Here is a 15,657-nt window from a genome sequence, read left to right on the forward strand (position 1 = left end):
CCTGTGTCTTTCTAGGAGCTCGCCGCAGCGGCGTCGAGGGCGGAGACTATGCCCGCCAACAGTTCTGAGGTCTTGACATAAGCCGCGTCGGCATCGCCGTCGGCGATGCTCGCGGCGAGATCCAGGTGCGCCTGGCGGTCCAGCAGCTCACCGTCGAGCCCGAGGGCGCCGAAGGTCCGCTCCCCCACGCCCCGCATGCCCGCGAGCAGCGTGTTGAGCGCGAGCCGGTACGCGAGGTTGCCGGAGCCATCGATGACGGCGATCCAGAAGGCGGCGTCCGCGGCGTACCCGCCGTCCGGATAGCCCTGCGCGAGTTCGACGATCACGGCCCGGTGCGCCGCGCTCGCGCGGTCCGCGCACAGCCGCGCCGCGTCGGCGGCGATCGCGCGACGCATCTCGGTGACATCACGCAGCACGCGCAGAGGCGGCACGACGCCGGCGGCGGCGACGGCACTGAGCACGTCGAGCCCGGCACTCTCCCGCCAATCCAGCACGCGGGTCTTGCCGCCCTGCGCGATCTGGACCAGCCCCGCCTGGCGCACGCCCTTGAGCGCCTCGCGCACGGCGTGCCGGTTCACGCCGAGCCGCTCGGCGAGGTCGCGCTCCCCCGGGAGCGCGTCGCCCGGGGCGAGCCGGCCGGACAGGATCTCGTCGACGAGTCGCGCGAGCACCTCGTCCGAGACCGCGGTCCTGGCGATGGGGGTGACGTCCATGCGGAGCAGCATGGCACCGCGACCCCTCTCTGGTCAACTGGTTGGACCAGTTGTGTGATCTAGGCTGCCGCTATGACCACGACCAGCGCCGGACTGCTGCTGTACCGCCGCGACGGCGGCGCCGTCGAGGTGCTCATCGGGCACATGGGCGGCCCGTTCTGGGCACGCAAGGACGCGCACGGATGGTCGATCCCCAAGGGCCTCTACACCGCGGAGGAGCCCCTCGCGGCGGCGGAGCGCGAGTTCGCCGAGGAGCTGGGCTCGCCGGCGCCGGCGGGGCCGACGGTGCCGCTGGGCTCGGTCCGGCAGTCCGGCGGCAAGACGGTGACGGTGTTCGCGCGGGAGGGCGACTTCGACGCCGCCGCGATCACCTCGAACGCGTTCGAGCTGGAATGGCCGCGCGGCTCCGGCCGGATGCGGACCTTCCCGGAGATCGACCGTGCGGGCTGGTTCAGCCTCGACGAGGCTGCGACGAAGCTGGTGAAGGCGCAGTCGGCGTTCCTGGACCGATTGCGGGAGCACCTGCCCGAAGCGTGAGCAGGCCGGCTCCGGCGGCGCACACGAGCGAGGCCACCGCGGCGGCGAGCGCGATGCGGTTCCAACCGGCGATCGCGTCGGGTGCCCCTGCGGCGAGCACGCCGGCGATCGTGATGCCCAGCGCCGAGCCGACGTAGCGGGCGGTGTTGTTGACGCCGCTGCCCATCGCGGCGTCGCCCGCCGGGACGCTGGCGATCGCCTCGCGGGCGAGGCCCGTGTTCAGCAGTCCGGATGCGATGCCCGCGACCACGAACCCGGGGATCAAGCGCGCGGGCGGGGCGCCGTCGGACATACCCGACATGAGGAGCAGGCCCAGCGCGACCCCGGCCAGTCCACCGACCAGGTGCACACGGCCCGAGACCACGCCGGCGAGGCGCGAGAAGCCGAGGGCGGCCACGGCGCTCGTGCCGGCCCACACCGCGAGCAGGCCGCCCGCCTGCAGGGTGCTCAGCCCCAGACCGTGCACCACGAAGGTGCCGGAGTACGACATCGCGGAGATGATGCCGATGCCCGTGCCCAGACCGGCGACGGTCGCCGAGAGGAAGCGCCGGCGCCGGAAGAGCACCGAGTCGACCAGGCGCGCGGAACCGTACCGCTGGCTCGCGACGAGCGCAGCAGTGAGGACGACCGCGGCGACGGCGAGGGCGATAGCCAGGCCGGCATCCCGCGCGCGGACCTCGACGAGCGCTGCGACCGCAGCACTCAGGGCTGCCGTGAGCAGCACGAAGCCGAGAACGCTCTGCGCGCGATCGGGGTTGTGCGGCGGCTGCGCCGGGATCCGCCGCGCCGAGACCCACAGCGCCGCACCGGCAGCCGCGAGGACGAGGTAGAACACACGCCAGGCCTCCACGAGATCGAGTGCACCGGTGAGGATCGGACCGAGGGCGATGCCCGCGCCCATCGACGAGCTCCACCAGACGGCGGTGCGGGCGCGGTGGCCGTCGTGTTCGCTGACCGCGGCGACCAGGCCGAGCCCCGTCGCGATCATGCCCGCGGCGCCGATTCCCGCCACGATGCGAGCGGCGACGAACAGCGGCGCGGTCGCGATCACCGCGCACGCCAGGTTCGCGGCGACGAAGACGGCCGCACCGGCGAGGAAGACCCGGCGGTGACCGATCCGGTCGGCGACCACTCCCGCCGTGACCAGCGCCGCAGCGAGCCCGACGCTCATCGACGCGAGGATCCAGGTGGCGCTCGCCGGACCGGCGCGGAGCGCCGTGTTCAGCGTGACCGCGTTCCCCAGCGGCCCCGAATAGGCGAGCATCGCCACGAGGGTGCTGGCGGCGACGGTCGCCAGCACCCGACCGAACGACGATTCCAGTCTGTTCATGAGACTTATCATGGCGTAATTCGAGTCTGTTCACAAGACTGGACTCGCGTACGATGAGGCCATGGCTCTGGGAACCGGGTACGACGCGCAGGGCTGCTACCTCGCACGCGCCCTCGAGGTCGTGGGCGAGCGGTGGACGCTACTGATTCTGCGCGACCTCTTCTTCGGCGTGCAGCACTTCACCGACCTGCTGGCACACCTGGACGTCTCCCGCGCCGTGCTCACCGATCGTCTGGAGACACTGGTCAGCGCCGGCGTCCTCGCTCGAAGGCGGGAGGGGCGCACCGTCGAATACGAGCTGACCGCCGCAGGAGAGGACCTGTGGCCCACCGTCTACAGCCTGATCCGGTGGGCCGAACGCCACCTGGAGGCGGACTTCCCGGGCCGGGCGTTCGCGCACGTGACGTGCGGCACCGACATCGAGGAGTCGGGTCTGTGCTCGCACTGCGGCGTCGTCCCGGCGGTGCGCGACCTGGACGCCCGCCCGCGCCCCGGATTCAACCCACGACAGCGCGACGATCCGGTGGCGGTCGCACTGCGCGAACGGCACCGGATGCTGACACCGTTGCCCTGAGAACGCCGCCGGCGGCGGCACCGCACGCGGACACGGCCCGGGTTACAGTCTCTCGCATGAATCGGACACCCCTGCGCGCCTGCACCGCCGTCGGCCTCGCCGCCTTCACCGCGATCACCCTCGCCGCCTGCGGCGACGCCAAGAGCGACGCTCCGCAGACCAGCCCGGAGGAACAGATCAAGCAGGTCACCACCACCTACGTGCAGGGGCAGAGCGGCAAGGACGCCGACAAACTGCGCGCCACCTCGTGCAAGGAGATGATCGATCAGGAGATCTCGACGATGAACGACGAGGGCAACCCGCAGTCGGTCACCCTCGACGGCATCGCCGATGTGAAAGTGGACGGCGACAAGGCCACCGCGCAGGTCACCATGACCGCGACCTTCGCCGGCAAGCCGCAGCAGAAGAAGACCGGCACGTTCGAGTACGTCAAGGAGGACGGCTGGCGGGTCTGCCTGCGGTAGCTCCCCCAAGCGGGAAGCCGCGCCGACATCGCCCGGGATCCGTCAGTTGCGGTAGTTCTCCACGGTGTTCACCGACCGGGCCTGCGCGCCGTCCGGATTCTCGCCGAACTCGCGCCGCGCCCGGCGCTGCCGCAGGAGGTCCCAGGCCTGATCGAGCTGGGTCTCGAGCACCTGTAGGCGCGCGTGCTCCTCGCTCTCGGTGATCTCGCCGGCCTCGAGCCGCGTGCGCAGGTCGTGCTCCTCGGCGATGAGCGAATCGATCCGGGTGTGAATGGCGTCGTCGGTCATCTTTCGATCCTGCCACCGATCGCCGGATCGCGTGGGCCACAATCATGAGGGTGTTCTCCCTCGCGCTGCACCGCCTGATCGCCCCGCCTCCCGGGCATGCACTCGGACGGTTCGCGTTCGTGATGGCCACCGGGATCGTCGGGACGTTGGTGCACTCCGCGGGCGCGACGGTGCCCGGCGACGCGCTGTTCGTCGTCGCCGCACTCGCCTACGTCACTCTCGCCGCGATCGGGTTCGCCCGCATTCGCGGCGTCGCGGCGATCAAGGCCGAGATCGCGGCCGCGGGCTTCACGGCGATGACGGTGCCCGCGGGGACGTCCGTGCTCGCGGGATACCTCGCACTGCGCGGCGCGACGGGGGCCGCACTCGCGGTCGGCGCGGTCGCGCTGGCCACCTGGCTGACGCTGGGGTATCTCGTTCCGGCGCAACGGGTCCTGGACAACACCGCGGCAGCGGAGGACGGCGACCGGCTGCGCGGCTCCGACGGGACGTGGTTCCTGTGGGGCGTGTCCACGCAATCCGTGGCGGTGGTGGCGGGGCTACTGGCGCTGCTGCTGCCCGGTCACGGCTTCGGCGTCGTCGCGACGTTGTGGTGGGGCCTCGGGATGGCGCAGCTGATCCTGGTCGCAGCGCTGGTGGCGGCGCGGATGATGCTCTCTCCGTTGCGGCCGGGCGACGAGGTCGCGCCCTATTGGGTGTTCTTCGGTTCGGCCGCGATCTCCGTCCTCGCCGGGGCGGAACTGGCCGTGCTCCCCGAGGGGGAGCGAATCCTCGCTCCCGAGTTCGTGAACGCCGTATGCGTGTGCCTCTGGGCGTTCGCGACCTGGCTCGTGCCACTGCTGGTCGCGCTGACGGTCTGGCAGTGGCGCCGCACCCCCGAGGCGGGCTTCGTACGTCTCGCGCTGTGGTCGATCGTGTTCCCGATCGGCATGTACGGGCAGGCCACGCTGCGCCTCAGCGGTGCCGCGGACCTGTCGTGGATGGCCCCCATCGCCCACGCCGACGCCTGGATCGCCCCGACCGCCTGGCTCGCCGTCGCCACGGGGATGTTCGCGCTCGCCCGCCGCGGCCGCGACTACGCCACCGGCGGCTCCAGCGCGTAGTGCCGCGCCACGAGTTCGACGGTCCGCCGGTGCCCGGCGCGGGAGGGTCCCATCGGGACCAGCATGATCTCGTCGACGCCGGTCCGCGCGTGCATCCGCTCCAGTCGGGCGCCGATGTCGGCGGCGGTGCCGCCCCAGAAGCGGTCGGCGTAGCCGTCGAGCACCCGCCGCTCCTCGGGAGTGGCGTCGTGCGCTGCGATCTCGTCGGGCGGGAGGAGCGTGTACGGGGCGCGTTGGATCATCCGCAGCATCGCCAGGGCGGCACTGTCGACCTGCCGCCGAGCCGCAGCCGGATCGTCGTCGACCACCACGGGGACGCTCGCGAGAGCGTGAGGAGCGGCGAGGGCGGCGGACGGCCGGAACTCGTTGCGGTAGACCTCGAACGCCTCCGCAGGGTCGGCGCCACCGAACTGCAGTGCGAAGGCGTACGGGCGCCCGAGCCTGCCTGCGAGCTGCGCCGAGGACGGTGACGTGCCGAGGATCCACACCTGCGGCGCCGTCGCGGGCGGGGGCACACGGTTCTGCGCGGCCTGCCACGGGCCGGGCACGGCGTGGACCTCGTGATACGGATGCCCGGGCGGGAAGCGATCGGCGAGGAACGCGAGCAAATGCACTGTCAGTTGCGGGAACTCGTCGTTGCCGGCAGGGTGCCGGCGCAGCGCCGCGGCGGTCGGCGCGTCGGTGCCGGGCGCGCGGCCGAGACCCAGATCGATGCGGCCCGGGGCCAGCGCGTCGAGCATCGCGAACTGCTCGGCGACCACCAGAGGAGCATGATTGGGCAGCATCACGCCGCCCGCCCCGAGCCGGATCCGCTCCGTCTCCGCGGTCAGTCGCGCGAGCATCAACTGCGGCGACGGGGTGGCAGCGGCCGGCATCGCGTGGTGCTCGGACATCCAGAACCGGTGGTAGCCGAGCCGATCCGCCAGGCGCGCCAACGCGATCACCTCGCGATACACGTCGCCGACCGCGCTCCCCACGGCGGTGTGCGCGTTGTCCAGCACGGACAGCGCGAACGGCGCGGTGCCCGAACGAGGTCCGACATCCATCGACGCCACGGGACTACTCCGCGCGGTCGGTCTTCTCCTTGAGCAGGAGCGTGACCGCCTCGGTCAGCGCGCTCACCTGCTCCCGGAGCTCGCGGATCTCCTCGTCGCGCTGGTCGTCGTCGCCCTCCCCCGCATCGGCTTTCGCCGTGGCGGACTTCGACTTCGACTTTCGGCCGACCTTGGACTTCTTCGGTTCGGACTTCTTCACCGGCGCCTCCGCGCCGTCGGGCTCCGGACCGGGGGCGGGCGCACCGTCGGACTCCTGGGACTGCGCCGACAGCCCGTCGACGACGGACTGGGCGACCCCGGCGGGCGCGCGGAGCAACTCGGCGAGCAGGCTGGACGCACCGGATCCGGCGACGCGAGGACGACTCTGCGCCTGGCGCCGCAGGAGTTGCGCGAGCACCTCATCGGTGCGATCAGTGCCGACGTCGTGGTCGCGCACGACGATGCGGACGCCGGAGTCGAGCAGTGACGCGATCTCGTCGAGCGTGGTGAACCTGCGCCGGACCGAGTCGTACAGCTTGCGATTCGAGTACCGCTTGATCAGGTACGGTTCGTCGTCGCTCATGACCCCTCCTCGTCGGGCGTCGCCCGGTCCCGAGCCTACCGCCGGGGACCCGAACGCAGAATCACCCGGGACCCGCACGGCGGGTACCCCGGGTGATCCTCGAAGATCGTGGGAATCGAGCTCCCGAGTCACTTGGCCTTGGTGACCTTGGAGAGCTTCTTGACCTGGTCGTTCAGGTTCTCCGTCTGCTTGCGCAGGTTCTTGATGTCCTTCTTGGCGATCTTGTTGACACCCTTACGGGCGCTCTTCTCGGCGCTCTCGACGTTCTCGATGAGGTTGTCGACGAGGTCCTTGGTGTTGCCGACGACGCCGGAGAGGAACTTGCTGATCGACGGCTCGGTGGCGGCCTTCTTCGACGTGGTGCTGTTGCCCATGATGTCCTCCATGCTGTGTTCGTTTCTTACGCGTTTGCGTAATGAAGAAATTACGCGGCGCGTAAATATTACGCAATGCGTTGTGATGCAGCTCACATCTCATCAGTGGGTCAGATGCTCCACCAGCACGACCTGCAGCTCGCCGACCAGGAAGCCGAGGATCGCGCCGACCACGATCAGCGTCCGCTCGTCGGCCTGGAACGCCGGCCGCAACACACCCTCGAACTCCTCCGGCGTCATCGCCGCCATCTTCTCGGCCATGATCGGCTGGATCTCCATGGCGCGGGTGAGGTAGTCCTCCGCACCGGTCAGCACCTTCGGCAGCACGGCGACCATGTCGGACGCGGCGGCCTGGCACATCGACTGCACGTGCACGACGTCGAGACCGAACCCCGTGGCCCCGCGGACCGGACTGCTCAGCACCCCCGAGACCAGTCCCAGCAGTCCCCCGACCGGGAGCTCGTCCGCGTCACCACCGAGCGCGCCGAGCCCCGGCAGTGCCTCGAGGCCCAGGTCCTTGAGGACCGGCATCGCCGCCGCATCGATCCCGGCGAGCTGCTCCAGGTCACCGAGACCGTCGCGGAGCGCGTCCTCGATCACGTCCGCGACCACCAGCACCACCTTCGGCGAGTTCTTCCCGGTGAACACCGCACGCATCAGGCGGTCGGAGGTCAGGACTCGCGTGGCGATGAGAGTGCCGTACTCCTGCGAGACCGGGATGCGATGCTTGAGGAACAGTCCCTGCCAGGTGATCACGCCCAGGTACTTCGTGGGCACCTTCGGGTTGAAGATCAGCCGCAGCGCCGCCCAGTCTGTGAACCAGCCGGTGAAGAGGCCGAACAGGGGCATCACGTACGGATTGTGGAACAGCGCCCACACCAGCAACTGCACGAGGCCGATGCAGAAGCCGAACACCAGGCCGCTGCGCCGGATGAACGCGAACTCGCGGCGCCCGACGTCGAGGAACATCGATTCCAGCGTGTCCGGGTCGGCGAGGAACTCCTCCGTGACCATCGCCTTGAGGTCGAAGAGCTCGTCGACGTCGTCGGTGATCGCCTCGGTGATGCGGACGACCACGTCGGGTGCGGCGTCCTGCACCCGTTCGATGACGAGGTCCTGCGCGACCGGGGGCAGAACATGCCACAGCGTGGGCTGGTACTCGGGCAGTACATCGCGCGCGATCCGCGCCACTTCGGCGCGGAGCGGCCGCTCGACCAGCGCCGCGACCTCGGCACCGTCGACCTTCTCGGCGATCTCGCGGGCGGAGATGAGGCGCCCCGTGAGAGTGTCGCAGAGGACGTCGACCATCTGCTGCGAACGCCGCGGGATGATGCCCTGCCAGCCGAGCTTCCCGATGCCCTTGAACCGCTGCGGCCGGAACATCATCTTGATCGCGACCAGCTTGGTGCCGTAGCCGATGAGAGCCGCGATGATCGGCATGGAGACGTAGACCGGCCAGTTCCGGCCGAAGTCGGAGACGATCTCTGACCAGGACTGCATGGACACCTCCGGGTTGCGCAGTGCCTCGTATTGTGTGCGTGCGAAGGCAGTGCCCGTGGCGGTTCGGCGGAGTTCGCACCAGCCCCAACTGCGCCTGTCGTGGCCGTCGATCGATGAACCTCGCACCGCTGCGAAGCCATCCCTTCGCCGCAGGTTCTCAGCGGAAAACGTCCGGGCGGGCGGCGGCCTGGCTAGCATGAACGGGCCGGGCCATCGACGGGCGGGAATCAGATGTCGGACAAGGGTAAGAAGCACAAGAAGTCACCGACCGACGGGTCGCCGTCGCAGGACGACGCCGCACGCGGCGACTCCCCCCGGCCACGCGGCGGTCTGGGGGGCATCCCCCTCTTCGGCCACCTCGCCGAGGGTCTCACGGCACCACTCGAGCAGATCACCGGGGCCACGCTGTCGGACGCCGTCGGCAAACTGAGCGACACCGCGCTGCCGATCGTCGAGCCCGTCCTCGAGCCGGCCACCACGATGGCCACCGCCGCGGTCGCCCCACTCCAGCAGGGCGCGGAAGCGCTCGGCCTGGGCGACATCACCGGGCTCGTCGACGGCGGCCTCCTCGGCGGCCTCGGATCGGCGCGGCGGTCGTCGCCAGCGGGCCTGCGCAAGCGGGGCAACGCGCTCATCCGGCTCTCGCAACGTCCGAACAAGGGACTCGAGGACCATCACCCGTCCTTCGGCCACATCGTCGACCAGTTGCTCCCCGACGAGGCCCGCATCCTCCGATTCATGGGCAAGGCCGGCACCCAGCCGCTCATCGACGTCCGCACCAAGACGCTCTTCATGATCGGCTCCGAACTCCTCCTCGGCGACCTGTCGATGGTCGCCGAGATGTCCGGTTGCGAACGGCCGGAACAGGACCGGAGCTACTTCGCGAACCTGCACCGGCTCGGACTGCTGGAGATGTCCGACGAGCCCGTGGACGACTACCGCCGGTACGCGCTCCTCGAGGTGCAGCCGGCCGCGGTGCACGCGATCGAGAGCGTGAAGAAGGCGCACACGATCTTCCGGAGCATCCGGATCACCGCGTTCGGTTCGCAGTTCATCGGGATGGCGTTCGACCTCGACGAGTACAACGCCGGCGGATGGGCCGACGACGGTCGCCGGGACAAGTACCTCGGCAAGCGCGGACCGCACGGCAGGAAGCTGACGGGCCCCGGGAACGGGACGCGCTCGCAGGAGCTCGCCGACGCCGGCTGAGCCCCTACCCGACGGGCGGAGGGGCACCGTCGGGCCCGAGAGCGGAACCGACGCGCTCAGGCCCCGAACAGGAAGATGTGCGCGCCGCCGACGAAGACGCCGAGCAGCCCGCCGTGCGCGTACAGCAGCCAGGCGTCCTGCTCGATCGCCGCGTACAGCATCTCGCTGAACTCGGAGGGCTTGAGCTCGCGGAACTTCTTCGTGGAGAACGCGGCGATCTTCTTCGCCTTCTCCTCGTTGAACTCCTTGTCGTAGAACAGCTCGGGCGTCAGGTCCACGATCTCCTGGCTGACCTTGCGCTCGAGCAGGTCGAGGTCGACGATGCCCATGGTGCGGCCCACCGTGGTGGCGACCGGCGTGAAGATCGCGTCGAGCTCCTCCGAGATGACCTCGGCGAGATACGCGGCCGTCTTGTCGCCGCTCGCGCCGAACAACAGCTCGTGCGAGAAATTGCTGACGGTGAGAACCTTCTCCGACATCATGTCCGCGACCTGCGCCGCGGCCTCGTGCTGACGCTTCGGGAAGATCCCCTGCTTCCACAGGTACTTGTACCGAGGCTGCGGATCGCCGGGCTCGAAGACGATCTTGATCGCGAGGATGTTCACGATCACGCCGATCATCGCGGCGCCGCACAGCACCACCAGCCACGACGGGATCGCGCTGAGCACGGGCGGATGTGACATGTGCACCCAGGACAGGTACAGCGCCAGCGGGATGCCGAAGAAGAACCCGAGGGCGCCGATCTTCACCATGAACCGCAGCTCCGGCTTGCCCATGCCCTGGAAGATCTCGCTGAGGACCGCCGGGTTGCGCCGCAGATGATTGACGGTCATCAGCTTGACGTCGAGCAGCTCGTCGATGTGCTCGCCCACCCGCTGGAACGCGCGCTGCGAGATCTGCGGTACGCGCTTGTCGATGGTCGCGATCACGTTGTCCTGCAGGGGCGCCGGCATCGTGTCCCACAGCCACTTGTACTGCGTCTCGATCGCGTCGACGGCGATGCGGCGGACGTGCGGCCTGGCCTCGCGGGCCATGAACTCCGCCATCTTGTCGGGTTCGAGCTCCTGGTAGAACGTGCCCACGCTGCCGATCCGCGAGATCGACATGTCCACGAGGAGGCTGGCCATCTTCTCCGCGCGACACGGGATGAAGCCCTGGAAGCCGAGGATCCCGCCCGGCGCGAAGATCGGCAGGATCTGGACCTTCCGCGGCAGCAACCGGAACAGGGCCGCGAGGCCGGGCACGTAGAACCCGGTGAAGTTGCTGGGCGAGAACAGCATGATGACGCCGGTCCAGTTGGTGATCAGGCCGGCGATCGCGCTGAAGATCGGGATGCTCACGATGTCGATCACGAACTTCGACTGCCCGGTGAGGCTCTCCCAGTCGATGATCCCCGAAACCGCCATCATGTCGGTGTGCATCCGTGCCAACTCCCGCCTGACCACGGCACGGCCGGTGAAGTCCGTGCTAGACGACCCGCCGGGCTGTCCCAGGGATCGTTGGAGCCAATGTCTGCCAACTCAGAAATTAGCTGGCCGACGGCACCCGTGTCCGGGCTTTCACCGAAGCGAACGAGGGGCCGAGCGCACGGCCCGGCCCCTCGTCATGATCAGGGAGTCAGCCGACGGTGGCGGACTCCGCCGGGACGTCCGTACGGATGATGTGATCGAACGCGCTGAGGGCCGCCGTCGCGCCCGACCCGGCGGCGACGACGATCTGCTTGAACGGCACCGTCGTGCAATCCCCGGCCGCGAAAACGCCCGGGAGCGAGGTGCGCCCGGCCCCGTCGACGACGATCTCGCCGCGCGGGCTCAGCTCCAGCGTTCCCTCGAGCCACTCGGTGTTCGGTAGCAGGCCGATCTGGACGAAGACGCCGTCGAGCTCCAGCGAGTGGGCCTCGTCGGTGGTGCGGCTCTTGTGGTTCAGCCCGGTCACCTTGGCGCCGTCGCCGACGACCTCGGTGGTCATCGAGCTGACCAGAACGTCGACGTTGGGCAGGCTGCGCAGCTTGCGCTGCAGCACCTGGTCCGCCCGCAGCTCCGAGTCGAACTCGATGAGGGTGACGTGGGAGACGATGCCCGCGAGGTCGATCGCGGCCTCGACGCCCGAGTTGCCGCCGCCGATGACGGCGACGCGCTTGCCCTTGAACAGCGGACCGTCGCAATGCGGGCAGTAGGTGACACCCTTGTTGCGGTACTCCGCCTCGCCGGGGACGTCCATCGAGCGCCAGCGGGCGCCCGTCGAGATCACGACGGTGCGCGAGCGCAGCTCGGCGCCGCTCGCCAGGCCGACGGAGATCATCCCCGACTCCTCGTCGCGGCTCAGCGTCGCGCCGCGCTGGGTGTTCATGATGTCCACGTCGTACTGGCGGACCTGGCTCTCCAACTCAGCCGCGAACCGCGGGCCCTCGGTGTACGAGACCGAGGTGAAGTTCTCGATCGCCATGGTGTCGAGGACCTGGCCGCCGAACCGCTCGGCGACGACGCCGGTGCGAATCCCCTTGCGGGCGGCGTAGACCGCGGCGGTCGCGCCGGACGGACCGCCGCCGACGACGAGCACGTCGAACGGATCCTTCTCACCCAACGACGCGGCGGTGCGCTCGGCGGCGCCGGAGTCGAGCTTGCCGACGATCTGCTCGAGGTTCATCCGGCCGGAGTCGAAGAGCTCGCCGTTGACGAACACCGTCGGGACGGCCATCACGCGGCGGCTGTCGACCTCGTCCTGGAACAGCGAACCGTCGATCGCGGTGTGGGTGATCCGCGCATTGAGGACGGACATCAGGTTCAACGCCTGCACGACGTCGGGGCAGTTCTGGCAGGACAGCGAGAAGTACGTCTCGAAGTGGTACTCCCCCTCGAGGTCGCGCACCTGCTCGAGCAGGTCGGCCGCCTCCTTCGACGGGTGGCCGCCCACCTGGAGCAGCGCCAGCACGAGGGACGAGAACTCATGCCCCAGCGGGATTCCCGCGAACTGCACTGCGATGTCGGTGCCGGCGCGGCGGATCAGGAACGACGGGGTCCGCGGGTCGTCGCCCGTCCGGTCGTGCCGGATGTGATCGGACATGCCCGCGATCTCGTCGAGGAGCTCCACGAGCTCGGCCGACTTGGGGCCGTCGCCCGGCGTCGAGACGAGCTCGACGGGCATCGTGACGTTGGCGAGCAGGCCCTTGAGTTGGGTGGCGAGTGCGGCTTCGAGCATGGTGATCCGATCCTCTTGTTCCTGTGAGATGCGAGCGAGGTGGCAGCACGGCCGCGGAGCGGGTGGTGATCCCCGCCCCGCGGATGTGCCGAACGACGAGAGCCCGGTGGGTGTTCGGGCCTCGGCGACTAGATCTTGCCGACGAGCTCCAGCGACGGAGCGAGGGTCTCGGCGCCCTCTTCCCACTTCGCGGGGCAGACCTCGCCCGGGTGCGAGCGCACGTACTGCGCGGCCTTGACCTTGCGGACCAGCTCGGCGGCGTTGCGACCGATGCCCTCCGCGGTGACCTCGGTGAACTGGACGACACCGTCGGGATCGACGAGGAAGGTGCCGCGGTCGGCCAGGCCCTGACCCTCGCGGAGCACCTCGAAGTCGGTGCTGATCTGCAGGCTCGGGTCACCGATCATCGCGTACTCGATCTTGGCGATGGTGTCCGAGGAGGCGTGCCACGCCTTGTGGGTGAAGTGGGTGTCGGTCGAGACCGAGAACACCTCGACGCCCAGGCCCTGCAGCTCCGCGTAGTGATCGGCGAGGTCGCCGAGCTCGGTCGGGCACACGAAGGTGAAGTCCGCCGGGTAGAAGTAGAAGACGGCCCACTTGCCCGCGATGTCCTGGTCGGAGACGGTGACGAAGTCGCCGTTCTTGAATGCCTCGGCGGTGAAGGGCTTGATCTGCTTGTTGATCAGCGACACGTGCGTCCTCGTTTCGTTCGGTACCTGTGGGTTCGCGATCGACAGTAGGTCGGATGAATTTATCGGACAAGTCGATTCGTCCTGGGACAGTCATCACCGATACCTATCAACCCAGTTGGAGGGCTTGCGGCGCGCCAATCACACGCTGGTGATTCTCATCACGACCGCATCCGCTTGACGTCTGACGCACGCGGCATCGCCGTCATCACAGCAGGTCAACCAGGTGATCTTCGCCATCCGCCGACGATGCCGCGCCGCCGTCCGGACGCGACGTCACCTCCGCCACACCGCGCGGATCGTGGACGGGTCAGCTCGCGCGCGCCTCGGTCGGCGTCCGCCGGCGCCGGCACTGACGGCCGGTCCGCCCCACGACGGGAGCGACGCGCTCGACGTCGACCGGGACCACCCCCAGCGCCGGATAGTCGAGCACCGTCGAGATCACGACGGGCTGCTCGCCCCGCTTCGCCTCGTACATCGCCTCATCCGCGCGGTTCAGCAACAGACTGACGGCGGCCTCCTCATCGGCGACCGCGATGTCGCCGATCGCCACCCCGATACTGGCGGTGACCGGCACTCCGGCAAGACCCGCTTCGGATTCGATGGACCAGTGGATCCGGTTGGCGATCCGCACATAGCGCGATCGAGCTCGACCGGCCATGAGGACCACGAACTCGTCGCCACCGAGCCGTGCCACGAGCCCGCCCTGAGTCACGTCGCGGAGGACGTCGGCGACGCGCGTGAGGACGGCGTCGCCGGCCTCGTGTCCGTGCACGTCGTTGATGGCTTTGAAGTCGTTGACGTCCACCAGCATCAACGCGACCGACACCTCCCGCCTGCCCGCCGCGCGATTGGTGATCTTGACTCCCGTCGCGCGATGGAACCCTCGACGGTTCAGGGTCCGCGTCAGCGGATCGGTGTCGGACTCGGTGGCGTCCTGGGAGAGGAAGGCGAGGCCGATCTGCACGGAGGCCGGCACCGCGATCGTGGTGATCCCCAGCAGTGTCACCTTCAGGGCGGTCTCCGGCCAGCCGTACGACTGATACAAACCCACCGCGAACACCGCGATCGCGACCGCGCAGATCCCGGCGTTCGCCATGAACTGCGCCGGCGACAGCACGAACGCGACGAAGATCGCGACGAGGGTGAGCGCCGACAGCCCGAAGGCGTCGGCCATCACGTCGAGGTCGGTCGCCGAGACGGCGACGATCAGGATGTCGGAGGTCACCACGAAGACCATGGCACCGGATTCGGACGGAACCGGCCGCACCTGCCACCGCATCGCCCAGAAGAGGCCGGTCACGGCGCCGATCACCTGCACGACGACGTAGAAGCTCGGAGCGTCGGCCTGATCGACGAGGAGCAGGTTCGCCGCGAGCCCACCGAGGACGAGCGCGCAGGCGCTGACGACGAGCTGGAAGCCGCGGAGCAGTCCCCTACTGTCGAAGTAGGCGATGCGCTGCTGATAGTCGGGCCCGCCGCGCCACCAGGTCGTCACGATGTGCCTGATCTGGAGGAACAGTCTGATGCACGCCGATCTCACGACAACACTCGAGCATCGACAACCACGGTCAGCATCGGCGAGTTCTCCACCAACGCCCCCTCACTATTCGCACCATCGGACACCTGGCTCTTCGTAGTGAAACACATGGGCGTTACTGAACATGTGTAGTGATATCGCAAGCGCTGTGTGAGGTCGCAAAACGCTTGAGTCTTCAAGCAGGTCAGCACCGCCGGGTAGCGGCGGCTCCACCTCGAGCGCCGGAAGAGATTCATCCGTTCGGACTACACGACGACGGTGCCGGATCCGCCTTCTCGAGGCGGATCCGGACGGGGTCGGAGGTGGGCGGACACGAAGGAGCCCCCTCCGAGAATCTCGGAGGGGGCTCTCTTCTGCGAACCTGTGGAGCTAAGGGGACTCGAACCCCTGACCCCCACACTGCCAGTGTGGTGCGCTACCAGCTGCGCCATAGCCCCGTATTACGTTGTTCACCTGCGGTTTCCCGCCCGGAGAACATTACAGGAGCCAGCTCGCGTGCACCAAATCGGCTGGTCAGCGGT

The 15,657-nt window shown here is 69.0% G+C and carries 16 protein-coding genes and 1 tRNA gene; 5 read left to right on the forward strand and 12 right to left on the reverse strand.

From position 1 onward, the window contains the following. Positions 1 to 11: 11 nt before the first annotated feature. A complete protein-coding gene (locus AXK61_RS08190; protein ID WP_068572824.1) occupies positions 12 to 713 on the reverse strand; it encodes a FadR/GntR family transcriptional regulator in 702 nt (233 codons plus the stop codon). A 72-nt stretch (positions 714 to 785) separates the two neighbouring features. On the opposite strand from AXK61_RS08190, the gene AXK61_RS08195 reads away from it, so the two are divergent. Then, positions 786 to 1,250 carry an NUDIX domain-containing protein gene (locus AXK61_RS08195; protein ID WP_068571960.1) on the forward strand — a complete coding sequence of 155 codons (465 nt, stop codon included), beginning with the start codon at positions 786 to 788 and terminating at the stop codon, positions 1,248 to 1,250. Here the strand turns inward: AXK61_RS08195 and AXK61_RS08200 are convergent. Further along, a complete protein-coding gene (locus tag AXK61_RS08200; protein ID WP_068571958.1) occupies positions 1,165 to 2,580 on the reverse strand; it encodes an MFS transporter in 1,416 nt (471 codons plus the stop codon). The two genes, AXK61_RS08195 and AXK61_RS08200, sit on opposite strands and share 86 nt — an antisense overlap. 61 nt (positions 2,581 to 2,641) lie before the next feature. Here AXK61_RS08200 and AXK61_RS08205 point away from each other — a divergent pair, with 61 nt between their 5' ends. Both AXK61_RS08205 and AXK61_RS08210 read left to right on the forward strand, forming a co-directional pair. Then, positions 2,642 to 3,154 carry a winged helix-turn-helix transcriptional regulator gene (locus tag AXK61_RS08205; protein ID WP_068571956.1) on the forward strand — a complete coding sequence of 171 codons (513 nt, stop codon included), beginning with the start codon at positions 2,642 to 2,644 and terminating at the stop codon, positions 3,152 to 3,154. A gap of 56 nt (positions 3,155 to 3,210) precedes the next feature. After that, the gene (locus AXK61_RS08210; protein ID WP_068571954.1) at positions 3,211 to 3,618 is read left to right on the forward strand and encodes an Rv0361 family membrane protein; all 408 of its coding nucleotides are present in this window, start codon (positions 3,211 to 3,213) and stop codon (positions 3,616 to 3,618) included. Between the two features lie 42 nt (positions 3,619 to 3,660). Here the strand turns inward: AXK61_RS08210 and AXK61_RS08215 are convergent, their stop codons facing one another. After that, positions 3,661 to 3,906 carry a DUF2630 family protein gene (locus AXK61_RS08215; RefSeq protein ID WP_068571952.1) on the reverse strand — a complete coding sequence of 82 codons (246 nt, stop codon included), beginning with the start codon at positions 3,904 to 3,906 and terminating at the stop codon, positions 3,661 to 3,663. Positions 3,907 to 3,956: 50 nt separating this feature from the next. Between AXK61_RS08215 and AXK61_RS08220 the strand changes: the two genes are divergently transcribed. Continuing rightward, the gene (locus AXK61_RS08220; RefSeq protein ID WP_068571950.1) at positions 3,957 to 5,009 is read left to right on the forward strand and encodes a tellurite resistance/C4-dicarboxylate transporter family protein; all 1,053 of its coding nucleotides are present in this window, start codon (positions 3,957 to 3,959) and stop codon (positions 5,007 to 5,009) included. On the opposite strand, the gene AXK61_RS08225 is transcribed toward AXK61_RS08220, so the two are convergent. From AXK61_RS08225 to AXK61_RS08240, 4 genes are all read right to left on the reverse strand, one after another. Beyond that, positions 4,982 to 6,055 carry an LLM class flavin-dependent oxidoreductase gene (locus AXK61_RS08225; protein ID WP_068572822.1) on the reverse strand — a complete coding sequence of 358 codons (1,074 nt, stop codon included), beginning with the start codon at positions 6,053 to 6,055 and terminating at the stop codon, positions 4,982 to 4,984. The two genes, AXK61_RS08220 and AXK61_RS08225, sit on opposite strands and share 28 nt — an antisense overlap. A gap of 13 nt (positions 6,056 to 6,068) precedes the next feature. After that, positions 6,069 to 6,626 (reverse strand): polyhydroxyalkanoate synthesis regulator DNA-binding domain-containing protein, encoded by a 558-nt coding sequence (locus AXK61_RS08230; RefSeq protein WP_068571948.1) that lies wholly within the window; start codon positions 6,624 to 6,626, stop codon positions 6,069 to 6,071. 128 nt (positions 6,627 to 6,754) lie between these two features. Then, a complete protein-coding gene (locus tag AXK61_RS08235) occupies positions 6,755 to 7,012 on the reverse strand; it encodes a hypothetical protein (protein WP_068571945.1) in 258 nt (85 codons plus the stop codon). Between the two features lie 90 nt (positions 7,013 to 7,102). Next, the gene (locus AXK61_RS08240; RefSeq protein ID WP_068744719.1) at positions 7,103 to 8,500 is read right to left on the reverse strand and encodes a DUF445 domain-containing protein; all 1,398 of its coding nucleotides are present in this window, start codon (positions 8,498 to 8,500) and stop codon (positions 7,103 to 7,105) included. A 231-nt stretch (positions 8,501 to 8,731) separates the two neighbouring features. On the opposite strand from AXK61_RS08240, the gene AXK61_RS08245 reads away from it, so the two are divergent. Beyond that, positions 8,732 to 9,709: an Abi-alpha family protein gene (locus AXK61_RS08245; protein ID WP_068744721.1), complete on the forward strand. Its 978-nt coding sequence runs from the start codon at positions 8,732 to 8,734 to the stop codon at positions 9,707 to 9,709. 56 nt (positions 9,710 to 9,765) lie between these two features. On the opposite strand, the gene AXK61_RS08250 is transcribed toward AXK61_RS08245, so the two are convergent. From AXK61_RS08250 to AXK61_RS08270, 5 genes are all read right to left on the reverse strand, one after another. Further along, entirely contained in the window at positions 9,766 to 11,130 is a 1,365-nt protein-coding gene (locus tag AXK61_RS08250; RefSeq protein WP_231855477.1) for a DUF445 domain-containing protein, read from the reverse strand. 196 nt (positions 11,131 to 11,326) lie between these two features. Further along, positions 11,327 to 12,907, reverse strand: a complete 1,581-nt coding sequence (gene ahpF / locus AXK61_RS08255; RefSeq protein ID WP_068571939.1) for an alkyl hydroperoxide reductase subunit F — start codon at positions 12,905 to 12,907, stop codon at positions 11,327 to 11,329. A gap of 128 nt (positions 12,908 to 13,035) precedes the next feature. Then, the gene (gene ahpC, locus AXK61_RS08260; protein WP_068571937.1) at positions 13,036 to 13,599 is read right to left on the reverse strand and encodes an alkyl hydroperoxide reductase subunit C; all 564 of its coding nucleotides are present in this window, start codon (positions 13,597 to 13,599) and stop codon (positions 13,036 to 13,038) included. Positions 13,600 to 13,906: 307 nt separating this feature from the next. Beyond that, entirely contained in the window at positions 13,907 to 15,094 is a 1,188-nt protein-coding gene (locus AXK61_RS08265) for a GGDEF domain-containing protein (RefSeq protein ID WP_139057978.1), read from the reverse strand. A gap of 406 nt (positions 15,095 to 15,500) precedes the next feature. Next, positions 15,501 to 15,573 (reverse strand) — tRNA-Ala (locus AXK61_RS08270). Positions 15,574 to 15,657: the final 84 nt, after the last annotated feature.

It is taken from the genome of Tsukamurella pseudospumae, from assembly GCF_001575205.1.
GTDB classification, from domain to species: domain Bacteria; phylum Actinomycetota; class Actinomycetes; order Mycobacteriales; family Mycobacteriaceae; genus Tsukamurella; species Tsukamurella pseudospumae.